The 21,396-nt window shown below is 62.7% G+C and carries 22 protein-coding genes and 2 pseudogenes; 16 read left to right on the top strand and 8 right to left on the bottom strand.

The annotated features are described in order from the left end of the window. Window positions 1–398 precede the first annotated feature (398 nt). The 8 genes from QFZ83_RS11465 (at window position 399) to QFZ83_RS11430 (ending at window position 8,008) form a co-directional block, all read left to right on the top strand. Window positions 399–824 (top strand): CopG family transcriptional regulator, encoded by a 426-nt coding sequence (locus QFZ83_RS11465; RefSeq protein WP_307506244.1) that lies wholly within the window; start codon window positions 399–401, stop codon window positions 822–824. 48 nt (window positions 825–872) lie between these two features. Continuing rightward, window positions 873–1,946 carry a PHB depolymerase family esterase gene (locus tag QFZ83_RS11460; RefSeq protein ID WP_307506243.1) on the top strand — a complete coding sequence of 358 codons (1,074 nt, stop codon included), beginning with the start codon at window positions 873–875 and terminating at the stop codon, window positions 1,944–1,946. A gap of 431 nt (window positions 1,947–2,377) precedes the next feature. Further along, window positions 2,378–2,650: a hypothetical protein gene (locus QFZ83_RS11455; RefSeq protein WP_307506242.1), complete on the top strand. Its 273-nt coding sequence runs from the start codon at window positions 2,378–2,380 to the stop codon at window positions 2,648–2,650. Window positions 2,651–3,189: 539 nt separating this feature from the next. Continuing rightward, complete coding sequence (locus QFZ83_RS11450) at window positions 3,190–3,567, top strand: response regulator (RefSeq protein WP_307506239.1); 378 nt, start codon at window positions 3,190–3,192, stop codon at window positions 3,565–3,567. Window positions 3,568–3,673: 106 nt separating this feature from the next. Next, the gene (locus QFZ83_RS11445) at window positions 3,674–3,919 is read left to right on the top strand and encodes a hypothetical protein (protein WP_307506238.1); all 246 of its coding nucleotides are present in this window, start codon (window positions 3,674–3,676) and stop codon (window positions 3,917–3,919) included. A 113-nt stretch (window positions 3,920–4,032) separates the two neighbouring features. Further along, window positions 4,033–5,598, top strand: coding sequence for an ATPase domain-containing protein (locus QFZ83_RS11440; RefSeq protein WP_307506237.1), 1,566 nt, complete (start codon window positions 4,033–4,035; stop codon window positions 5,596–5,598). Next, complete coding sequence (locus QFZ83_RS11435; protein WP_307506234.1) at window positions 5,595–6,854, top strand: sensor histidine kinase KdpD; 1,260 nt, start codon at window positions 5,595–5,597, stop codon at window positions 6,852–6,854. Before QFZ83_RS11440 ends, QFZ83_RS11435 begins: the two co-directional genes overlap by 4 nt. 749 nt (window positions 6,855–7,603) lie before the next feature. Next, window positions 7,604–8,008 (top strand): helix-turn-helix domain-containing protein, encoded by a 405-nt coding sequence (locus QFZ83_RS11430; RefSeq protein ID WP_307506232.1) that lies wholly within the window; start codon window positions 7,604–7,606, stop codon window positions 8,006–8,008. A 297-nt stretch (window positions 8,009–8,305) separates the two neighbouring features. Here QFZ83_RS11430 and QFZ83_RS11425 read toward each other — a convergent pair whose 3' ends face one another. Then, window positions 8,306–8,515 (bottom strand): hypothetical protein, encoded by a 210-nt coding sequence (locus QFZ83_RS11425; protein WP_307506229.1) that lies wholly within the window; start codon window positions 8,513–8,515, stop codon window positions 8,306–8,308. Between QFZ83_RS11425 and QFZ83_RS11420 the strand changes: the two genes are divergently transcribed. The 5 genes from QFZ83_RS11420 to QFZ83_RS11400 all read left to right on the top strand — a co-directional run bounded on the left by QFZ83_RS11420 (window position 8,514) and on the right by QFZ83_RS11400 (window position 12,755). Beyond that, on the top strand, window positions 8,514–8,861 hold the full coding sequence (locus QFZ83_RS11420) for a type II toxin-antitoxin system prevent-host-death family antitoxin (RefSeq protein ID WP_307506228.1): 348 nt from the start codon (window positions 8,514–8,516) through the stop codon (window positions 8,859–8,861). The two genes, QFZ83_RS11425 and QFZ83_RS11420, sit on opposite strands and share 2 nt — an antisense overlap. A 5-nt stretch (window positions 8,862–8,866) precedes the next feature. After that, window positions 8,867–9,508 (top strand): AAA family ATPase, encoded by a 642-nt coding sequence (locus QFZ83_RS11415; protein ID WP_307506226.1) that lies wholly within the window; start codon window positions 8,867–8,869, stop codon window positions 9,506–9,508. 702 nt (window positions 9,509–10,210) lie between these two features. After that, window positions 10,211–10,810 (top strand): hypothetical protein, encoded by a 600-nt coding sequence (locus QFZ83_RS11410; RefSeq protein ID WP_307506224.1) that lies wholly within the window; start codon window positions 10,211–10,213, stop codon window positions 10,808–10,810. A 1,088-nt stretch (window positions 10,811–11,898) separates the two neighbouring features. Then, complete coding sequence (locus QFZ83_RS11405) at window positions 11,899–12,300, top strand: hypothetical protein (RefSeq protein WP_307506222.1); 402 nt, start codon at window positions 11,899–11,901, stop codon at window positions 12,298–12,300. Window positions 12,301–12,368: 68 nt separating this feature from the next. Further along, complete coding sequence (locus QFZ83_RS11400) at window positions 12,369–12,755, top strand: YkvA family protein (RefSeq protein WP_307506220.1); 387 nt, start codon at window positions 12,369–12,371, stop codon at window positions 12,753–12,755. A 78-nt stretch (window positions 12,756–12,833) separates the two neighbouring features. On the opposite strand, the pseudogene QFZ83_RS11395 reads toward QFZ83_RS11400, so the two are convergent. Further along, window positions 12,834–13,427: pseudogene (locus QFZ83_RS11395) on the bottom strand (arsenic resistance protein); the annotation flags it as partial. Here QFZ83_RS11395 and QFZ83_RS11390 point away from each other — a divergent pair. Then, window positions 13,426–13,551: pseudogene (locus tag QFZ83_RS11390) on the top strand (alpha/beta hydrolase); the annotation flags it as partial. The pseudogenes QFZ83_RS11395 and QFZ83_RS11390 sit on opposite strands and share 2 nt — an antisense overlap. A gap of 183 nt (window positions 13,552–13,734) precedes the next feature. Here QFZ83_RS11390 and QFZ83_RS11385 read toward each other — a convergent pair. After that, a complete protein-coding gene (locus QFZ83_RS11385) occupies window positions 13,735–14,607 on the bottom strand; it encodes a LysR family transcriptional regulator (protein ID WP_307506217.1) in 873 nt (290 codons plus the stop codon). A gap of 98 nt (window positions 14,608–14,705) precedes the next feature. Here QFZ83_RS11385 and QFZ83_RS11380 point away from each other — a divergent pair, with 98 nt between their 5' ends. Next, window positions 14,706–16,109 (top strand): MFS transporter, encoded by a 1,404-nt coding sequence (locus tag QFZ83_RS11380; protein WP_307506214.1) that lies wholly within the window; start codon window positions 14,706–14,708, stop codon window positions 16,107–16,109. Between the two features lie 195 nt (window positions 16,110–16,304). Here the strand turns inward: QFZ83_RS11380 and QFZ83_RS11375 are convergent, their stop codons facing one another. Genes QFZ83_RS11375 through QFZ83_RS11365 form a run of 3 tightly spaced genes read right to left on the bottom strand, consistent with a single transcriptional unit; the run spans window position 16,305 to window position 18,620 of the window. Continuing rightward, window positions 16,305–17,057, bottom strand: coding sequence for a hypothetical protein (locus tag QFZ83_RS11375; RefSeq protein WP_307506211.1), 753 nt, complete (start codon window positions 17,055–17,057; stop codon window positions 16,305–16,307). Beyond that, window positions 17,054–17,440 (bottom strand): chorismate mutase family protein, encoded by a 387-nt coding sequence (locus tag QFZ83_RS11370; protein ID WP_307506208.1) that lies wholly within the window; start codon window positions 17,438–17,440, stop codon window positions 17,054–17,056. Before QFZ83_RS11370 ends, QFZ83_RS11375 begins: the two co-directional genes overlap by 4 nt. A 10-nt stretch (window positions 17,441–17,450) precedes the next feature. Then, window positions 17,451–18,620, bottom strand: coding sequence for a tripartite tricarboxylate transporter substrate binding protein (locus QFZ83_RS11365; protein ID WP_307506206.1), 1,170 nt, complete (start codon window positions 18,618–18,620; stop codon window positions 17,451–17,453). Between the two features lie 294 nt (window positions 18,621–18,914). Between QFZ83_RS11365 and QFZ83_RS11360 the strand changes: the two genes are divergently transcribed. Further along, window positions 18,915–19,136 carry a hypothetical protein gene (locus tag QFZ83_RS11360; protein ID WP_307506203.1) on the top strand — a complete coding sequence of 74 codons (222 nt, stop codon included), beginning with the start codon at window positions 18,915–18,917 and terminating at the stop codon, window positions 19,134–19,136. Window positions 19,137–19,303: 167 nt separating this feature from the next. Here QFZ83_RS11360 and QFZ83_RS11355 read toward each other — a convergent pair whose 3' ends face one another. Both QFZ83_RS11355 and QFZ83_RS11350 read right to left on the bottom strand, forming a co-directional pair. Beyond that, window positions 19,304–19,630 carry an NIPSNAP family protein gene (locus QFZ83_RS11355; protein ID WP_307506200.1) on the bottom strand — a complete coding sequence of 109 codons (327 nt, stop codon included), beginning with the start codon at window positions 19,628–19,630 and terminating at the stop codon, window positions 19,304–19,306. A 219-nt stretch (window positions 19,631–19,849) separates the two neighbouring features. After that, window positions 19,850–21,202, bottom strand: a complete 1,353-nt coding sequence (locus QFZ83_RS11350; protein WP_307506197.1) for a site-specific integrase — start codon at window positions 21,200–21,202, stop codon at window positions 19,850–19,852. Window positions 21,203–21,396 lie beyond the last annotated feature (194 nt).

The raw sequence follows: 21,396 nt of genomic DNA, 5'->3' as shown, positions 1-21,396 counted from the left end.
TCGCTCCTGCACTGGGATGGCAGGAGGGTCGAGGTCGGTCGACATCAATGTCGAACCGACGGACGAGTTTCAACGAGTCTCGAGCCAGATTGTTTCTGCCCAAGACTCGACGACTGTCAGCACAGCAAGAGTGCAACCGCTGTGCACAGCATCAACCCCGCGGATTCACGCAGCCGATCGATGTCCGGATCGTGCAATGCGCCGCATTGGAAAACGGCAGCCCCGACCTCGAAGCTGTTCGCCCTAGACACGCCTCGCACGCCCACCGTCGGGTCGGAAGTGACTGCGCGAACAGAGGGCGCGGGGCTGGCGACTGAGGGATGTGGCCCGTCATGCACGACAACCTCCGGTTTCGCTTAAGCGATCGACCATCCATATAGATGGTGATAGGATGGCCCATGCCATCCACCGCCGCAATTTCACGTTCAACCGCCAAGACGCCGGAGTCCGAGAAGATCACCATCAACATGGGCTTCGTCGATCTGGGCCATATCGACCTGCTCGTGGCGGAAGGCTTCTACTCGAACCGTACGGACTTCATTCGCACGGCCATCCGAACCCATCTCGCGACGCACGCCGACGTGCTGCGCCAAGCCGTGACACGCAAGATGCTGGTGCTGGGTTTGCAGAGTTTCTCTGCCGCGGACCTCGAGGCCGTACGCGCCGCTGGCGAGAAGCTCCAGATTCGGGTGCTCGGCCTTGCTGTCATCGATCCGAACGTCAGTCCCGCGCTCGCCGTCGCAGCCATCGACTCGGTGACGGTGCTCGGTGCGCTGCATGCATCCGCCGCTGTCAAGGCGGCGCTGGCAGGACGCATCCGCTAATTTCATATCAGGTTGATCCATCCAATGAACCCACTTTTCGCCAGCCTCATGGACAAGGCCACCCTCCTCACGCGCAACGGTCAACTGGCCCAAGCCACCGAGGCCATCCAGCATGCGTTGCGGGGCAAGGCAATGCCAGATTCCGAATCCGCCGTCGGATCGGATTCGCCGAAGGTCGACTCAGCCGCCATCGATGTCGAGGCTCGAATCATCGACGCGGAGTGCCGGACGCACGCGCCCCAGGCGGCAGAAGACACCGAACAATGGCTCAGGGGCACGTTCGCACACCAAGGCCGCACCATCGACTACATGCTTTTCGTCCCGGTGTCGGCCGAAGGGCAGCGCGAGGTGCCGCGACCGCTGATCGTGATGCTTCACGGCTGCACCCAGAATGCGGCCGACTTTGCCGCCGGCACGCGCATGAACGAGCACGCACGGGCCTGCGGCGCGATGGTTCTCTATCCCGAACAGGCGCAAAGGGCCAATGCCCAGAAATGCTGGAACTGGTTCAAGTCCCAGCATCAGCAACGCGGCCGGGGTGAACCCGCGTTGTTGACCGCCTTGGTCCAACACATCGCGCAACAGCAGCACGCAGACCAGCGCAGGGTCTACGTGGCCGGCTTGTCCGCGGGGGGAGCGATGGCCGATGTACTGGGAAATTGCTATCCCGACGTCTACGCCGCGGTGGGCGTGCATTCCGGTCTTCCGCACGGTGCCGCGCATGATGTGGCGTCGGCGTTGACTGCAATGCGAACAGGCACGGCACCGGTTTCCGCCCGGACGACCGGCGCGTGGCCGCCGACCATTGTTTTCCATGGCGACGCCGACACGACCGTCCACGTCAACAATGGGCTGGCCATCCTCGCAGGCGCAAGGCCGGGCGAGGTCAAGGAAGGTCAATCGCCATCGGGGCGGCGCTTCACGCGAACGCTGTACCCCGCCTCCGAAGCCCGCGGAGATTCCGAGCATTGGCGTCTTCACGGGATGGGCCATGCATGGTCGGGCGGTAGCGCGCAAGGCAGCTACACACAGCCCGAGTGTGCCGACGCGAGCCGCGAGATGCTTCGATTCTTCCTTTCCCATCAATTGAACGACGACCGCCGCGGCGAGCAGTCTGTCTAGCCGAGACAGAAAGCCGACGACCTTGACGTCGCCCTCCGCGGATGGGCAGCATGCATTCAACCACCGCAACGAAGCTCGAAGCAGCCAAGCAGCCAAGCAGACAGAAGCCAGCCGCGGCGCATAGCCCTGTAATCCGCGATCGGCCGCGGCCACGGCCATCCATCGCAGGCCCTGCGGGCGCGAACTCCACCCCCTTGCTGCTACACCCTCCTTCCGGCCCGCCCGCAGACCGGCAAGCTGCGGCCGAGATGGCTGCGCGGCTCGCGCTCCACGGGCGCGTGCCGGCAACCGCGTTGCTCCCTGTGCAAAGGAGCCAGTACGAAAGCTAAAGTCATGCGGCTCTCCCGACATCCATGGCGGTCTGCTGTTCCCCCTCTTTGCTTGAAGTACAGTCATAAGTCCTCAACACGGACCCGCAAGGGAAGGACAAAATGACCACACCGGAAGAGGCAACCGCAACCGCTTCGGCTGCAAACGTTCTTGGAACAGAGATGGCGCTGGCCGCAGCCCTCAGAGCGCTCATCAAGACTCACCCCCACCCCAGCCTGCTCGCACAAGAGCTTGCGCAGCAGCGGCAGTTTTCTCAGGCTCACCTGGAAGCAAGTCCCGTCCCCGACAAGGCATTGATGGGCTTCGAATTGACTTGGGCGCTCATCCTCCATCGGGACCCCGCGCAAGACGTACAGCTGGTGCCAGGGTTTTAGTTGCATGGCCTGCAGTCGCGGGTCACGCGGGCCTCTGACGGCCTTTGCATCGGCCGCGGCTGCAGCGGTAATCCGATTTGACGAGATGAAGACATGTGTGGATGCACGGGTCGCAGCTCGTCGTCGCGGCAACGCCAGCGAGCACATGCGTGACCTCATCCAACGGGACTCGGCACGCAAGCAGGTCCGAGCCGCCATCCTCGCCGGCATGAACCAAGACTGCACGCGCGAAGACCGTGAAGGCTGTGAAGAGAAAGCGACCTTACGGCTGCGACAGATGGCTCGACCATCCCATCGATTGCTTCGGCACGCAAGCCGGGCCGATCCATCTGCTGTCGCGCAGAGCGGCCTTGGGCTCCGGGGGCAAAAGGCGCTAGAGGCGCTACAGGCGGAGCCATCCAGCCCCAGCCGCCGTCGCCTATCTTGTTGGATGCTGCCGCCCGTCTCACTCGCAGGGCCTGTGCGCTCCTACAAATCGCACACGAATGCCGACTAGCCTCGGAGGCGAAGACCCATTGGGGTTCCACCGATCGCCTGCCATGCCCGTCACCGCTTTTCTTGTCGAAGACAACAAGGTCATCAGAGACAACCTCATTCCCACGATCGAAAGCTTGTCAGGCGCACGCATCGACGGCACTGCGGAAACCGAAGAGGATGCCATCAGCTGGCTGATCTCGCACAACGGCGACTGGGACGTTGCAGTGGTCGATCTCTTTCTGCGGGAAGGTTCCGGGCTTCGCGTGGTCGGCCGGTGCCGGGACCGCCAACCGCATCAAAGGGTGGTGATGCTCTCCAACTACGCGACCGAAGAAATGCGCCGCCAGGCGCTGAGCCTCGGCGCCGACGCTGTCTTCGACAAGTCGACGGAGATCGAAGGCCTGGTGAGCTACCTGCAAGCCCTCAATGGCCCTCGGTAGGCGGGCGGGCATCCCGCAGGCGCTCCAAGGTCGCGCGCCCAACTGGCGTGATCCGAAGAACCAAGACGACTTCGGCTCGCTCATCCGGGACGCCGGGACCTCCCGGATGTTCAGCCTCGACAAGGCCTGCCGCTTGAAGCACCAGGACGTTGTTGATGTCGCCGAATGCATCCACCCTGAGAGGAAATCAGCCTTCTCGATCTTGCGCAAAAAGTCCATTGGCATGGCTTCTGAAGTCTTCCTGTCTTTGGTATCAACCACGCCGGATTGGCGCATTCGCCTCCTTTCCGGTCGCGGAAAAGTGGCATGTTGGTTCTCTCTCTCGCAAAGCAGTAGCCATCGCCCCTCTTGATCGCATCCCGGTCGCCGGGTATGGCCGTCGTGCCGAGCCAGCCGTCTTCTCCCGACAAGAGGCTGCTACGGGTAAAGTTCGACTTCCCAAAGACGACGATTCAGAGGACCTAGATGAAGCAAGACCCCGTGCGCACCGGGATTCCAGGGTTGGACGAGGTGCTTCTGGGAGGCGTTCAGCGGAACAACAACATCCTGGTCGAAGGCGCGCCCGGCGCCGGCAAGACCACCCTGGGACTGGCTTTCATCCATGCCGGGGCGGCCCTCTACGACGAGCCGGGCGTGATCGTCTCCTTCGAGCTCGATCCCGAGAAACTGTTGCGGGACGCCAAGGGGTTCAACTGGGACTTGCAACGGCTCATCGATGAGCGCAAGGTCAAGATCATCCAGACCTCGCCTGCGGTTCTGCTCAACGAATTCCGCTCCGCCGACGGCGCGTTCACTGCAGAGCTGACCTCCATCGGCGCGCGCAGGCTGATGATCGATGGCCTCACGCCGCTTCGGCTCTATGCAGAGGCCAACGACAAGCCGTTTCGCGAGGATGTTCACCTGCTCGTCGAGGGTCTCGCCCGGCTCGGCGTCACGACGCTCGTCACCGCGGAACGCGCGGAAACGAAGCTGGAGGCGCATGCCCATGAGCGATTCGTCTTCGACACCATCATCTCGCTGACCCGCAGCGAAATGCGTCGCCGGGTCCACAGGACCCTGGCGGTCGTCAAGTCGCGCGGCCAGGACTTCATCAGCGGAAGCCATTCGATGCGCATCGAGGCAGGCGCGGGCATCCACGTGTATCGGCGTGCCCAGTCAGGCCCCAAGGTCGACGAGGACCAACCCACCTCGAGCCAACGCGTGTCCGTGGGATGCGCCGCGCTGGACGTGATGATGGCCGGCGGGCTCTACGAGGGCTCGGTCACCATGGTCACGGGTATCTCCGGGACCGGCAAAACGGTCCTTGGCGTGCAGTTCCTCACCGCGGCCGTACAAGCCGGGCGGCGGGCGTTGCTGGTGACCCTGGATGAGCATCCGCGCCAGCTGATCCGCAACGCGGCAAGCCTGGGCTTCGACCTGGAGGGACTCGTGCGGCAGGGTTCGCTCTTCATCCATTACGAATCGCCCCTCGAGCTGGAACTGGACGTGCATTTCGACCGGGTGACCAAGCTCGTGGAGAAGGAAGGCATCGACTGCGTCGTGTTCGACTCGGCGGCCGTCTACGAGATGGCGAGTCCCGACCAGGCCTCCGACTTTCTCTATGCGCTGGCCGACTTCGTCAAGGGTCGACTCGCGACAGCGTTCTTCAACTACGAGAGTCCCGAGCTCCTGGGCGTCTCGCAGATCAGCCAGGAACTCAAGGGATCGCACTTGGTCGACAACATCATCCTGCTGAGCTACGTGGAAATCTCCACACGCCTGCGCCGCGCGATCGCGGTGCCGAAGGTGCGTGGGAGCAAGAACATCCAGACGACGCGCGAGTACGTGATCGGTGAAGGCGGCATCTCTCTGCTCGACGAATCGGCCGCTGAGGGAGAGGACGCCGCACCCGTGCCTCAGTTGCCCTTCTCTTCCTACTACGGTCTCTTGGCCCGCTCGCCGTCGCGCAAGAGTCCGGCGATCGAAGACGCCGTCGCGCATGGCAAGGCGCTGCCGGATTCGCCGGAATTGCCGCCCGAGACGAACCAGTGAACGACTACGCCGACGCGAAGAATGGTTCGACGGGGTTGGACTGGGAAGGCTGGCGTCATGCCCTGACGCGTTTCGCCGCGGCGACCGAGCTCTGCGTCAGCGCCTACGACCTGGACTGCGAAAGGCAAGCCGGGCCCGTTGCCTCGTCGAAGGTTGCGCGCATGCTGGCGACTTCAGGCGTGTGGAACGAGGGCCGCCTGGGCGACAAGATCGAGCGGGACCTCGCCGCGCAGGTGCTCGGGACGGGCGTGCCTGCGGGTGCCAGCGTCGGCGAAGAGCTGCGCCTGCAGGCAGTGCCTTTGCTGGTCGGAGGCCAGGTGAGAGGCGTGATCGTCTACGGATGGGCGTTCGCCACCTTCGGCACGCCGCTGGGATGCGAGCGCATCGCGCGTCAGCTGGGCGTCGATGGCGCACGACTTTGGGCGGAGGTCCGGCTGGAGTCACCCGTTCCCGAGTCGCGCATGAAGGTGTACACCGAATTGCTCGAGACCATGATCGAGTCCACGGTCCGCCATGCCGAGGCAGTCGAGCGGCTTCAGGAGCTCAGCCGACTGCGGGAGGTTTTTCTTGCCAGCGTGTCGCACGAGCTTCGCACGCCTTTGTCCGTGCTCGGCATGCGAATCGAGATCCTGCTGCGGGGTACGCTCGCCGATCCGGAGACCATCAGGGCGTCTCTTGTCGACATGAAGCACCATGTGAACACCGAGGCGCGGCTGATCGAGGATCTCATCGAGGCGTCACGAACCCGCACTGGCCAACTGCGCATCGACATGCAGCCTGCGTCGCTTCGCAACATCCTCAAGGCAGCGATCTCGGCCGTGGTGCCGCATGCCGAGGCCAAGCAGATTTCCGTCGTGCTTCCAGCGCTGGACGAACTCGGCCAGCTGCCACTCGTTGCCGATCCGCATCGTCTGCAGCAGGTGTTCTGGAATCTTCTGTCGAACGCAGTCAAGTTCACTCCGGGGTCCGGACGCATCGAACTGCAGTTGCATTCCGATGCGCAGGCGTACACCGTGTCGGTGACCGACACGGGCAGTGGCATCGAGGAAGCGCTGCTCCCGCATGTCTTTACGCCGTTCACGAAGCAGCTCAAGGCGAACGCCCAAGGTCTGGGGTTGGGGCTGTCCATCGCCCGCCATATCGTCGAGCGCCACGGCGGGACCATCCGGGTGGAAAGTGCCGGGAGCCATGCCGGGGCGACTTTCCACGTCACGCTGCCTGTGAACTTGCCGCCCGCACACGACACGACCGCCTAGCGGCGCGATGCGCGCGACGGCATGGCGAGGATGTGCGTGACCCACGAGACGAATTCCCGCGCAAGGCGGACTGCGTCTGATCCACGATAGCGCATCTCCCGGTGGCGCCCACACGCCGCCACCGCAACCCACGCATGAAAGAGTTGCGCAACCTCACGATAGCCCGTCCTCCGCCGTGATCGCGAGAGGTCGGCGGGCCGCTGCCCACTGCCTGAATCCCGGCGGTGCACCAATGACGTACGACGCAAACCAACTTCAGCCACTCCCGGGATGAGCGGCTTGAGAAATGCACACCGTTGCGCGTCAATTAAACGAACCGCCCTGCACCGTCGCGACGCCCTATCGCGCCATGCAGCCTCGATGTGCATCCCACGGTCCAGATGGACGAGCGCCTGGGGGCTGGCCGATCCGAACGCTCGACGCTTCTAGGGCGTTCCAACTGCGCCTTCAACAACCGGATCAGGTTCAGCCGCTGCCAGGGTGCCGCAGGCACGAGCACATCGGGCCAAAAAAGGAACTTTTGGGCGATTGCAATCTTTGGTTACGAAGATAACATCACCATGCTTTGGTGAGAGATGTCCACCGAAGATCGGGCGCGTCAGACCTTGGCGCCCCTCACGCTCGAATTCAGTACCAAAAATCACTAAGGGCAAGGGGCCCATGACATTCACGATCCGGATCGCGCCGCATCGCTTCTTGAGCAACTTCGCTCCGCTGCTGCCTCGGGAGCACGGCACGAAGTGCCCGCGATGAACAATACGTTCACCGAGCGTCTGAAGGAACTCACGGCGGACATCGGCCGCGGCTGGCAGTCCAGCCTCGCCCGCCACTGCGGGGTGACGCGTGCCGCGATCACCAACTGGCTTTCGGGTCGAAACAAGGGCATCGAATCGACGCACCTGTTCGCCATTGCCGACTATTTCCGGGTCAATCCGCGATGGCTGGCTACCGGTGCCGGCCCCAAGTGGGCCGAGATTCCGATGGACCTGTCGAAGCATGTGCATCCCACGGTGGGCGAGGTGCTGCACAAGTTCGAGGAAGTGGTCGCCCGGCAAGAGCAAATGAGCGAGGCCGAGCGCATCGAGCTCTACATCTGGCTGGCCGGCGAGAGACCGAGTCCTCAGGAACCGGCCGCCTCGCAAGCCACAGGTTGACACCCGCGGACGGCGGTGGACCCGCCCCGGGGGCGCCCTCAGCCTGACAGCACCGCCCTTGGCGCTGGCGAGAATCCAGCGGCGCCCGCGGGTGCCGTCAGTTGCCTGCGGCACACGCTGGTTGGCTGGCCACTTTCACGATCCCTTCGAGCTCGTTCGATAGGCCACCGACATTCCCGTAGGTGGAGCCCCGCAACTGGCGTCGAACCTCTGTGAGAGGGACTGGCAGCACGTTTGGACGAAGGCCACGTTCACGGGGGGTACGGTCGCCGCTCAAGCCTGCGAATCCCCTGCCCTTCACGATGCCAGCGATGGGAGTTTTTTGGACAGGGTGACACGTTCGGAGGACGCATTGGCAATTGATGGCAGCCAGCGCCGTCGGCAAGCCATGCGCCAGGCGTCGCAGATCGGTGATGCGCGCCTCACCTTCCAACTCAAGCGCGTGGTCGTTGGGGTGAATTGTCTATTTTTGCCTTTTTTGCCATAATGGCCAAAAAGGAGCTTCATGGCCGCCGTCCTTCCCAGCCTCAACGACCTGCCCCGTCAGAACGCCTCGCACGTCAAGAACCGATGGGGTGACGTGGTGCGCCAAGTCCAGCAGTCGGGCAGTGTGGCGGTCACCAACCACTCGACGGTGGAAATGGTGCTCCTGACCGCAGCCACATACAACCAACTGGTGGAAGACGCACAAGCGCTCAAGGCACGTGAGCAGTCGGTGCTCGATGAACTCGGCCGACGCTTCGACGCACGTCTTGGCGTGCTGCAGCAGCCGGATGCCTCGGCGAAGGTGGACGGTCTGTTCGGGGCCAAGGGCAAACTGGCGCGACGTCCCAAGGCGGGCGAGACGTTCTGACCGCGGTGGCCGCGCGCCCGTTCATCCTGGTGCTGGCCGGCGTCAATGGCGCCGGCAAAAGCTCTGTCGCAGGCGCCTTGCTCGAAGAGTACGGGCTGACCTGGTTCAATCCGGACACCTGCGCGCGGGAGCTGGTCACGCAGCTCGGGCTGACGCAAGAAGAAGCGAATGCCCGCGCATGGCACCTCGGACGCGAGCGACTGGAGACGGCGATTGCGCAAGGTTCCAGCTACGCGTTCGAAACCACTATGGGCGCGAAAACCATCCCCTCCTTGCTCGCGCAGGCCGCAGCAAGCCATGACGTGATCATGATCTATTGCGGTCTTTCCTCACCCGAGCAACACATGGCACGGGTTCAATCGCGGGTGGAACGTGGTGGCCACCACATTCCCGAAGCCAAGATCCGCGAGCGCTGGATCGCATCACGCGCCAATCTCATTCAGCTGCTGCCGAAGCTGACACGACTGCAGGTCTTCGACAACAGCGCCGAAGCGGCGCCCGGAGAAGACATCGCGGATCCGGTGCTGGTGCTTGAATTGAACTCCGGCGAGCCCATTTTTCCTCAGCCCAATGACCAGGCCGCGCTCGCTGCGACACCATCGTGGGCTCGTCCCATTGTCCAGGCGGCCCTCGAGTTGCTGGGCTGACAAACGCCACGACCGGCAACTGCTCGGGCGGTCCCGTGGAAGCCGCACATCCAGCGCCGGGGTTCTTGGTGATGGAGGTCCTTGTGCAACCGAATTCGCTCGATCTCGGATTCTGGGATTCACTCAAGCTGTCCAGGAATGCCGGCATTCGGTCGGCTGGAACCCGGTCCTTGAACAAGACCTTTGCCGTCGTTCCCGTCTCGAAGTTGATGAGCGTGCCATAGCGATCGAAGCTGATGATTTGGGTTTGAAGATCGTCAGTGGACCTGCTGCATGGCGATGAAACAAGTCTAGGTTTTTCCCCTCTAAACAAGTTGCCATATCGCAGTGGATTTCGAGCAGTTTCTTGTTCAATCCGCGGGTGCGCGACGTTTTCAGCGGCGCTGTTCAAGCGCTTTGGATCGCACTTGACGGCGTCGAAGTCTTCCTCGCACAAATGAAGCCGGCGCATCCGAAGCACGGCGCCGTTCCCGAGCGCAGAGTTCAAGGTGTACGTGCTCGCGGCCTTCGCCGCGCTAGGCATGGCCGGCAAGGGGCCCGCCACTTCATCTCGGGCACCCGACCGGTCCTGGTTGGCGAGCTAGACTCAAGTATTAGCTCCGCAACCGGAGACCCGTGCCTCCCTCAGGATCCTTCAGCGCACTCCGACGCCGCGGTCGCAGAACCTGTCGGTCGTGTAGTCACCCGCCTAATAAATCCCGAATGCAGCAACAAGTTATCTCCGCTCATGACATCTTCCCGCACATCCGGGTCGTCATGGGCATGGTGATCGGCCTTGGCCTCACGCGGCTGCTTCTGGGTGTTGCACGTATCGTGCAACACCCGAGTCAATACCGGCTCTACGTGGTCCACCTGGGCTGGGTAGCCTCTGTCTTGCTGGCGATCGTGCACTTTTGGTGGTGGGAATTCGGTCTCTTTCAGATCCAAGCTTGGACGTTCGGAACCTATGCCTTCATCGTCAGCTACGCCGTAACGCTCTTTCTGCTGTGCGCGTTGCTGTTCCCGGATAGCTTGCGGGACTACGAAAGCTACGAAGACTATTTCTATGCACGTCGCGCGTGGTTCTTCGGCTTTTTGGCGGCGACCTTCCTGCTGGACGTCGTCGATACCTTCATCAAGGGAGACGCTCACTTCCAGAAGTTCGCGTTTGAATACTTGATCCGTACGCCGATCCTCGTCGCGCTCTGCATTGCAGGTTCCGTGACGCCAAACAGGTTGTTCCACAAAATATTTGTAGTCGGCATGCTTGCGTATCAGATGTCGTGGATTCTTCGACTGTTTTACAGGCTCGATGGAGCCTGAGCCACGATAAGAACCGACAACGACGTGAAGCGCGCACTGTGCAGGTTCTACCTTGCCGACGTCGGTTTGTAGCCGATGTTTGGCAGAACTGTGTTGTCGGTGTAGCAGGCGCCGGTCGGGGCGTAGCGAATTACCTTGCCGCCCTGAATATAGAAAATGTTGTTGCAGACAACGCTGCTCTGGGAGCAGGTAGTGAACGCCGTGTGGCTCACGTAGCTTTTGTCCCCTCTTCGAGCGCCTGCACTGGTAAAGCATTGCTCTACCTCTTTGCTGTTCACATAGTTCCGCGTTTCAACCCCTCTGTCAGTCTGAGCCCGATACATGGGCATTGTGAGAAACAGAGGATGGGCATCCAGAGCCTCTACAGGGACACCGACCCATGCATCCAAATCTTGCTGGCGGACCGTGGCGCATCCGGATGCGACTCCAGCAACAAGTGCAATGGCGGTGAAAACGCGGCAAGTTGACATGCTTTGACCCTTCTCAGTTGTCGTCCCAGTTTAGCGAGGCCTTGCTGCGGCCGCGGCACGAGGCGTGAACGAGCTATCTGGCGAGCATGCAGGCCGGATTCAGTCAGTGATCTCTCCTATGCCCGTACGCGCTCTTTGAGCGCCGGACGTACTCCGCATCGAAGATGCTCCCGGGTCTGCAGTTCGCCGACGATCCGAAGCGGCTCTCGACTGCGGTACGAGCGCGTGGGCTTCTACGCATGCACCGTCCTGCTCCCACCAGCGTTCGAAAACCCGCCCACAGCCAGCAGCCGCAATCACCCAGCCATCCCGACCTTGAGGAGGACGGAGTCGTCTGGCCGTGCAGCGGAGAGCGAACAGCAGACGTGCCATAGGCCAAGCGCCGACGAAATGACAAAAATCCGGATTGGAAGGCCTAAATTGCAAAAAGTCTTGTAACACTTAGGAAAAGAATGGAATGGCTTACGTGGGCGACGGATACGTGCGGTCGAGTCTGGACCTGCCCATCTTCGAAGTGAGCCAGCCCGCTTTGGTCAAACCGGTCACGCGCATCATGTCATCGGCGAGCACTTGGCGTGCCGGGCGCCATGGCACTGGCCGCGGCGACCTGTCGCACACTTGCTCTTTGCCCTCAAGCATGAGGGAGTGAGCCTGCAGGTGCTCGCAGGCGCATCCAAGCACCTCGCCGGCACCGACCTGGCCGCAGCGCTTGCCGCGACTCCGAATGGGCAATACGTGCGAATGCTCTGCAGCGCGTGGGAACACTTCACCGGCAACCAGGTGGTGGCCCAGCCCGTCGTCACGGCGGGCTACGTTGACTTGTTCGACGAGGATCGTTACTACACAGGCGGCACCCACCGCGACTCTCGATGGCGAGTCAACTTCAGCGGCCTCGGAACCTGGGACTACTGCGTCACAGTGGAGCGCACGCCGGCGATAGAGGACGCGCTGGACTTTGATGTGCTCGGGGCCACTCGTGAATTCGTCACCTCCCTCAACCGCGAACTCCTTGATCGGTAAGCGTCCAGCGATCCCGTCTTGACCGAACTGTTGCGGAGTGCCTCGGGACATGGTGGCATGCTTACACCATGACCATGGGCGACACTCTCAAGAACTGGGCTAGCCGCATTAAACGCGACGGCGTGACGCTTTGGTTTGCTGGCAAACACCCTGCAACGCCTTGGTATGCAAAGGCCATGGGTGTCTTTGTCGTAGGTTATGCGCTCAGTCCGATCGACCTCATTCCGGACTTCATCCCGGTACTTGGTTATGTAGACGACATCCTGCTGCTTCCTGGCTTGATTTGGCTGACCATCAGGCTTTTACCGTCAGAGGTGCTCGCCGACTGCCGCGACCAGGCAACTGTTTGGATGAAGACACACGGAGGATCGAAGCCGATAAGCCGAGTCGGTGCGGCGTTCATCGTGCTGGTTTGGATAGCAACGGGGGCCGCTTGTTGGAGATGGCTCAGTTAGTTGCTGAAGCGAGCGGAGACAGCCATCGTGGGGTAGCAGGCGCAGACTACGGGGCGTTGATCTGATGGCTCGGGCGGGCTACGACGGCTGCCGGACCGTGCGAGACCCCAAGCGGGGCGCAACCTTGACGTAGACCAGCTCGCTGATCAGCTCCACCAGTGTCTGCGTCACGATCACGGCCGGCACCCAAGGGACTGCGCCGGGGATTGCCAAGCCCAGTGGTAAGACCACCAAGGAATTGCGCGTGGCCGCACTGAACGCGACCGCTCGGCCTTGGTCAGAGGGTAGACGACAGATGCGCGCCGCACACCACCCCAGCATCGGGGCAATGATGGCGAACCCCACATAGAACGGGGCCACCTTGCGTACAGCATCAAGTGCCAACCCCAACTGCGGCGCGACCGCGGCGACAACCACGAACAGTACGGCGGCAGTAGCCGGCACCGGCAGCAAGCCTAGCCATCCCACGGCCCGCTCACCTGCGGCCGAGCGGGCCGCCCAAGCTTGGCAGACGGCTGCAAGCGACAGCGGCACGACGATCAGCCATATGAAGGCGTACAAGAACGGACCCCAGTGGACCAGTGCTGCTGCCGCATCACCCATGAACACGCCCAAGTAGACGGGCAGCAGCACCATTTGCAAGGCCAGCAGCAAGGGAGTGGATGCCAGCAGCGGCACGGGGCCACGCACACACCGCGTGATACCTGGCGCGGGACACAACCTGCCGCAGGAGGCGCCCAGCGCGTTCACGGACGCGGTGCTCGAGCTTGTTCGCGCAGACCGTCACGCACGCTAAGCTTGCGCAGCACAGAGCGCTGCGCCTCCCGCTCGTTACTTTGCACGGCACACAAAAGCTGCGCTTGATTGACCAAGTCCTCGCCGTGCATGCCCTGACCGATCAGGAGACAGGGTGTCTCGTCTGCCGTCATTTGCCCAGCGCGCACGTGATGGCAAGGCAGGAAGGGAGTGCACTATTGATCTAAAGAGTGAGCCGCAGCGCCGGCTGCTCTGTCACGATCTGAGCCACGAAGTCCATCACCGCGCGCACGGGCGCGCTGCGCCGCAGATCCCGGTGCACGAGCAGCCAGATGTCGCGGAAGAAGGGCTTGCCGTCCGGTGCCAGCCGTTGCAGGCCAAGATCGGCATCGCCGAGAAAGCACGGCAGCCCGGCCACCCCCGCTCCGGCCCGCACCATCGCCAAGTGACCGGAAATGTCGCTCAACCTGAAGGCGACGCGGCGACCCTCAGCAAGCTCCAGCAGCCATTGCTGCTGCGGCAACTCGTCGAACTGCGTGTCGAAAGCGATGAACTCCCATTCGGCCGGCCGCTGCAAATGAACATAGTCGCGGCTGGCATACAGCCCGAAATGCATGCGGCCGATCCGCCGCACGACATAGCTCGCATCCTTGGGACGCACGAGACGCAGCGCCACATCGGCTTCCCGCCGGGTCAGCGACACCTGTTGGCCCTGTGCCGACATCGCAAGCTGTAGCCCCGGATGACGGCGCCTGAACTCCGCCATGCGCCCTGCCAGCAGCTGCGTGACCAGGACCGGCGGCGCGCTGAGCGAGACCTTGCCGTCGAGCGGCGCACGCGCCGCATGCAGCAGCCGCTCGACGGCGTAAGCCCCTTCTTCCATGGTTTGCACCTGCTCGAACACCTGATGGCCCAGCGGTGTCAGCCGACAGGCGCGTGGCAGACGTTCGACCAGGGCGGCCTGCAGTTCGGACTCCAGAGATGCCAGGCGGCGGCTGACCGTGGCATGGTCCACCTGGAGCGCGCGCGCCGCGCCGGAGAGCGTGCCGATCCGTGCGACCGCCAGGAAATGGCGCAAGTTTTCCCAGTCGGTCATCGGTGCGTTTTCTCCAGGATGGGTGCAATTTTAGGGAATTTACGCACGCCTCGTGCAAGCCCAGCATCCAGGCATTCCAGCTCTCTTGAATGCTTGCCATGTCCTCCATGCCCCTCACGCGCTCACGCGGCACGCTGTTCGCCGCAGCCCTCGGCTTCGTGGTCGTCCTGCTTGATGTCAGTGTCGTCAACGTGGCCCTCGACGCGTTGCGCCAAGGCTTCGGCACCGATATCGCCGGGCTGCAATGGGTGCTCAACGCCTATACGCTGGTCTTCGCCGCATTGCTGCTGTCGGCCGGCGGCTTGGGCGACCGCCTGGGCGCCAGGCGCGTCTTCATGTTGGGCTTCGCGCTCTTTACTCTGGCCTCTGCAGGCTGCGGCCTGGCCCCCAGCCTGACGGCCTTGATCTTCGCGCGCATTGCGCAGGGAATGGGCGCAGCAATGCTGGTGCCCAATTCCCTGTCCATGCTGCAGCAGGCCTTCCCGGACCCCGCGCAGCGCAGCCGGGCCGTGGGCTGGTGGGGCGCAGCGGGCGGCATCGCCCTTGCCGCGGGCCCCGTGCTGGGTGGCATGTTGGTAAGCCATGCTGGCTGGCGCAGTATCTTCTTGGTCAATCTTCCCATCGGTCTGCTCGGCCTGTATCTAAGCTGGCGCCACGCCGAGCCCGACCGACGCAACAGAGTCGGACCTCAACGAGGGCTCGATCTTCCCGGCCAGGCTGCCGGCTGCCTGGCCCTAGCAGCCCTGACCTATGCCCTCAGCGCGGCCGGCGGATTGGGCTGGGCACACCCCAGGGTCCATGGCAGCCTGCTGCTGTCCCTTGCATCGGCGGCCGCCTTCATCGCCATCGAATCCCGAAGCGCCGCGCCGATGCTGCCGCTGACACTGTTCCGGCTACCAAGCTTCGCGCTGGCCTCGGTGTGTGGCGCCATCATCAACTTCGCTTACTACGGGCTGATCTTTGTCTTCAGCCTGTTCTTCCAGCTCGAGCAGCACCTCTCGCCGCAGCAGACAGGCCTGGCCTTTCTGCCCATGACGGTAGCGCTCATGGCGGTGAACATCCTCGTCGGCCGGCTGAGCGGCCGGCTGCGTGCAAGGGGCCTGATGCTCTTCGGCATGTCCTGGGCAGCGCTCGGCTATGCCCTGCTGTGGCGCGTCAGCATTGAAGGTGGCTACGGCTGGCTGATCGCTCCCATGCTGATCGCCTCCAGTGGCATTGCGACGATGGTCCCGACGTTGACCAATCTGACGATGTCGGCGGTCTTACCAGCACAGACCGGTATTGCCTCGGGCGTGCTCAATACCGCACGTCAAGTCGGCGGCATGCTCGGTGTGGCCGTCTGCGGCTTTCTGGTCCGGGACACTGAGCCTGTCGTCTTCATGCAAGGCATGCACCGCGCGATCGGCACGGCGGTCATCTTGCTGCTGGCGGGTTTCGCGCTCTGCTACTTCGGCATGCCGAGTCACGAGAGGGGCATCGATGAAAGGCGACAACCCAGTTGACGAACGATCGTACCGAGGGAGGCGTTTGCCGGGCTGGACGCGCAACTCGACCGCTCGAACCCTGTCTGCGTATGCATGCATGAGCCACCGAGTGGAGTCCAAGCTTTTTGTCCACATCCCCCTCTCGAAGCCAGCGTCAATCCAAATGCTCACGTGCATCGGAGCTACGCCGCAGCACGACAGTTGCCCACGGCTTCAGCTGCCGCCTGGCGCCGACGATCGCCCGATCTGCGTCCGGAACTGCCGTGCAACCGGACTGTCGTCCCAAACCACGGCCCTGCCATCGTCGACGGCCTGTCGTCCGTAGACGATCCATGCATCGCAGACGGTGCCGATGGGCTCGACCTCCTCGAATCGGTCTGCATGCGCCATGGCGAAGGAAGTGAAGACGATACCCGCGCTGTAGCGCCCTTCTGTCAGACCGGATTGGACCGCGAGCACCGTCGGCTCATGGACGATGATCGGCCAGGCGGAAAGGTCGGCATAGCTCTGCGTGGCGGTTTGCACGCCCACCTTGCCGGCGCCCTTCTCGCTTGCCACAGACCGCACCAGCGTCATGGGCTGGCTGGGAGAAATGAAGGCGTCCACCACCACCATGGCCGTGCGATAGGTGCCCGTGATCTCGGCTGCAGCCGGATGCACGGCGCACTGAAGCAGGTAGTCCGCCTCCCCGGCGATCAGCGCGCGAGCACCGCTGTGGAAGTCGTCGAACAACACGATGCGGCAGGCCTGCGCAATGCCCTGCGCGGCCAGGTACTGCTGGAGCACGAAGTGATGGTTGCTGCCCTCATGGCCCAGCGTTGAAAAGATCAGCATGTGTTCGCCTTGGCGGTGGAACATGACGGGTGACAGTGCGTCGACCTCGACGGCCATCTGCGAGATTCGCGGCTTGCGCGAGCGCCGCGAAGCCTTGGCCGGCGCTGGCTCGGCGCAGAACGAGCGACTCATGCAGACGTCGAGGGCGTACCGATGATCTCATCCTCAAGCCGGCATGTCTCCGTGATGATCAGTTCGTAGAGAGCACGCAGGAACGTCGGGCTCACGCCGTGCTCGGCGGCAAAAGCGGCGGCACGCTCCTGCACCACGCCGATGCGATGGGGCTGCATCATCGGAATCGCATGATCGCGCTTGTGCAGTCCGATCCGGCAGCAGCAATCGAGCCTGCACCTCACGGTCTCGAGCAGCGTTCTGTCCAAGCCATCGAGTTCGTCGCGCAGCGACTGCAGGATCCGTTGGGCATCCTCGCCGCTGCCGATAGCAACCGACGCTGCGTCACGGGCCGCGGCCCCGGTTTCCTGGCGCCCGCTCGGGCGCCTTTGTTCTGAATTCATGGATGTCTCCTTATTCGAGCTTGATGCCCTGGCTGGCGATGATCTCGGTGAGCGCGGCCGTGTCGGCCTTCATCCGGCGCACCAGCGCCTCGCCCGAAATGCCGGCGGCCTCGTAGCCATGCTGGAAGAGTTTCTGCCGCACCTCGGGCAGGCGAATGACCTCCGAAAGAACCTGGGTCAGGCGCTGCACGATGGGGGCAGGCAAGCTGGCGGGGGCCGCCGCGGCGGTCCATATCTCGAGTTCGAAATCCTTGAGGCCCGCTTCCTGCAGCGTCGGGTAGTCCGGCACGAGTTCGGAGCGGCGCGCCGAGGTCACGCCGATCGCGCGCAGCTTTCCGGCTTTGACCTGCTCCTGAGCGAGGCCCGGCGGAAGGAGCGCAAGTTGCAGCTGCGCTCCGATCAGCCCGGTGATGACCTGCGGATTACCTTGGTACGGCACATGCACGGCGCCGATGCCCGTGCGGGCCTTCAGAAGCTCCATGCCGAGGTGGCCGATCGTGCCGATGCCCGGTGTGCCATAGCTCCACTTGCTTCCGGCGCCGCGCGCCGCCTCGAGGAAGCCGCGGGGATCGGCCATCGAGACCGCCGGCGTCGTGGCGAGCACCAGCGGCGCCGTGCAGATGATGCTCAGCGGCACCAGATCCTTCTGCGGGTCGTAGGAGCTCGCCGGATTGAGGATCTTGGCGATCGTCATGTTGCCGTTGATCAGGATGCCGACCGTGTGCCTGTCAGTGGACTTCGCGACGATTTCCGCAGCGATGTTGCCGCTGGCGCCTGGATGGTTCTCGACAATCACAGGCTGGCCCAGCGCCTTCGCCATGGGAGCGGCCAGGACGCGTGCCACGAAGTCCGGCGACGAGCCGCCTCCGAAGCCGACGATCAGGCGCAGCGGTCGCGTCGGCCAGTTCAGATCCGTCGGGCGGGCGCTCGTGGCGCCAGCCGCGTCGGGACCGGAGCGATTCGCGCCGGACGATTGCGCGCTGGCGATACCCACACAGGCGAGCACCCCGAAAAGACACAGCAGACGCGCGATACGCGTTCGAAAAACCAGAAGGGACATGGCAGCACCGGATAAGAATTGGAAGCCAAGTCTTGCTTCCACAATGCGCTGAATCAACTCCTGCATGGCGCGCAAAAAGCCCCGCGTGGCATCGAGGCTGCGAAGGCCCGACTTGCCCACGCGCGGGGCGAATCCGTGGCGTGCCGTGCTTGCCTGTCATGCAAGATCGTTGTCCGACGTCGGCAGCGCGATACCGCGACTGATCTCATCCATGCAGGAATTGCTGCGGCGCGACCCGCTCCCTCAACCTCTCACAGGCTCTGTCGCGTCATCTGGCAATCTGTGGAAGCTGCGAGACACACGAAGAGTCAATCCGGCAAACAAGCCAATGGGTGACTCGTTGCCGGCGCGCTCTCGGAGAAAATCCACGACATGTTCATTCACCCGCCAAAAGGCACCGAGCGCGCACAGACCTTGGCCGCCAAGCTCGGCTGCGTCGTCGGCGAACTCGATGAAGCGGGCGGCCGCGCGAAGCCCGCGCTGCTGGGCAGCCTGTCGGGATCCGCAAAGATCCTCGAAGAATTCGGCGGCACATGGCATCAGGCAGAACGCGTCTATCTCTTCGCCAATTGGCCGATGCTCGAAGCGGCGCTGCAGCATCTTGCCGAAGAGCGCGAGAAATCACGCCTTCGATAAAGCGACTGCACCTTGCGCGCTACCCGATCACGTACTGCGGCGCTCCACAGTTTCACGTGTCGGTACTAGCAACCGGATGCCACGAAGGTCAGTAGGACCCTAGGCTCTCCTGAAGAGGCATTGGACGTTGATACCGCTTATCAGCCGACTGTTGTCCACCGAACAGGCTATTTCGCAGGCGAGAACGAGGTCGGCGCCAAGAACGAGTTGTCCATCTTCGCAACGATTGGTCCTGCTGCCTCGCTCGCCTTTCTAACTTCAACCCATTCGGGATCGACGACAAACTTGCCCCACAGGGCTTCACGATCGGCCAGACTCTCCCAGACAAGCATGTAGGTGAGCACGTTGCTATCAGGTCCGACTGCGGTCGTCCAATAGCCGAGTTGACGAATTCCCAGCCGGTTCCAGATGCCCACGGTGTGATCGCGAAATCTGGCAAGAACGTCGGGTAGCCGGCCAGGCATTGCGGTATAGACGCGTAGTTCGTAGATCATCGACATCAGTCCTGAAAAGCTAATTGCGAGTTGACGGGTAGCGGGCGTGAGCGCCGGACTCACATTGTGCTGCCAGAGGTCCAGCGGCCGTCAAAGGACATGATCTGCCATACGAAAGCCGCTCTCGGCGGCGGATTCAACCGGTCGATACGACGGTCTGGCTGAACATCTCAGCCGGCGGCTGAAAGCCAAGAGTTTTTCTTGGTATCTCGTTCAACTTTACAAGTCATCGTCCAGGTCATCTTCATGAACCTCGGCCGCGCGCCGTTTGGCGTCTGCGATCAACTCGCGCGCTGACTCCCCCCGTACCCAGGCGTCGACCATGTCTGCCCAGCACTGGAGCATGATTTTTCGTTCCGTTAGATATCGATTGACGTTGTAGACCGCTGCAATTCGATTCCGCGGCGCGTGCGCCAACGACATTTCAATCCAACGCTCATCGAATTTCGCTCGATTCAGTCCAGTCGAAAAGGTGCGGCGCAGATCATGCACCCCGAAACTCTGAAACTCGGGGTCGTCTCTTTTGATTCGCTCCACGGCAGCATCGATCACCCGATTCAATGTCGCATCGGAGATCGGCTTGTCGCTGTCGTATCTGCCCGGGTGCAGATACAGGCTCGACCCGAAACACGAACGCAATGCCGTCAGGATGTCCAGTGCTTGTTCGCTCAATGGCACAACGTGCGCGTTCCCGACTTTCATTCTTGCGGCTGGAATCGTCCAACGCTCGGTGTCGAAATCGACCTCTCCCCAAGTTGCATCGATGAATTCGCTCTTGCGAACGCCGCTCAACAAAATGAACTTCAACGCCAGGCGCAACGTGGGTGTGGTGGCAACCTGCTCCAGTGCAGCCAGAAATTTGCGAATCTCGGCCGGCGTCAATGCCCGGTCGCGAGGTTTGAACGTGGCAATGGCACTTGCTCGCACCGCTTCAGCCGGGTTGCTGACCGCCTGCCCCCTTCCCTGCGCGTGCCTGAAGACGGCCAGCACCACGTCGCGGACGTGGACGGCCACGGCCGGGCCGCGCTTCGCCTTAACGTCGTCGCACAGCCTCATCAGGCGTTGTGGTGTCACTTCCTCCAACTTGAGCCGGCCTAGCTGCGGCTCGATGACGCGGCGGTACGTGGAGCGGCGAAACGCCAGCGTACTGTCCGCGAGTTGCTCGGCTCCGCTCTTCGGATCAGCCTTGTGTTGGAAGTAGCGCTCTGCCCAGCTCGCGAAACTCGGCGCCTCGGCCACTTGGGTACGTTTCTCCACCTTCGCACGTGAGGGCGACTCGCCCCGCTCGACATCGCGTCTGGCGCGATCGAGCAGCGTGCGTGCCTCGCGCAGCGAGACTTCCATCCCGAATTCCAGCGCCTCGGGCTCGCGTGTCTGCCTGCTGTGCCCAGGCGAACTTTCATACCGCCCGATCGCCAGCGTCTCGCGCCTGCCGTTGATGCGGTAGTCGTAGCGGAAGGAAATCGTGCCGGTGGGCAGGACGGCGGCATACATGCCATCGCGGTCGCTCACCTTGTAGGGCTTGTCCTTGGGCTTCAGTGCCCCCAGCGTTTTGTCGGTGAGACCAGGCAAAGCAGCCTCCAGGTCGGATTCGATATTTGATACCGTCAACCTTGCCTGACGGTATCGTCAGCCGCGATTTTCTCGGCTCCAAACTATACCGTCACCTGTACCGACAACAAGCCCATGACCAAGAGATATCGCTTGATACAGCAAGGAACAACTAAACCCTTGTCGCGTATCGATTTTTTGGAAAAACACGATAA

Origin of the sequence: Variovorax sp. W1I1 (assembly GCF_030815625.1) — a bacterium.
Taxonomy (GTDB): Bacteria; Pseudomonadota; Gammaproteobacteria; order Burkholderiales; family Burkholderiaceae_C; genus Variovorax; species Variovorax paradoxus_C.
The sequence above is the reverse complement of the archived record's forward strand: the minus strand, read 5'-3'. Positions and strand labels throughout refer to the sequence as shown.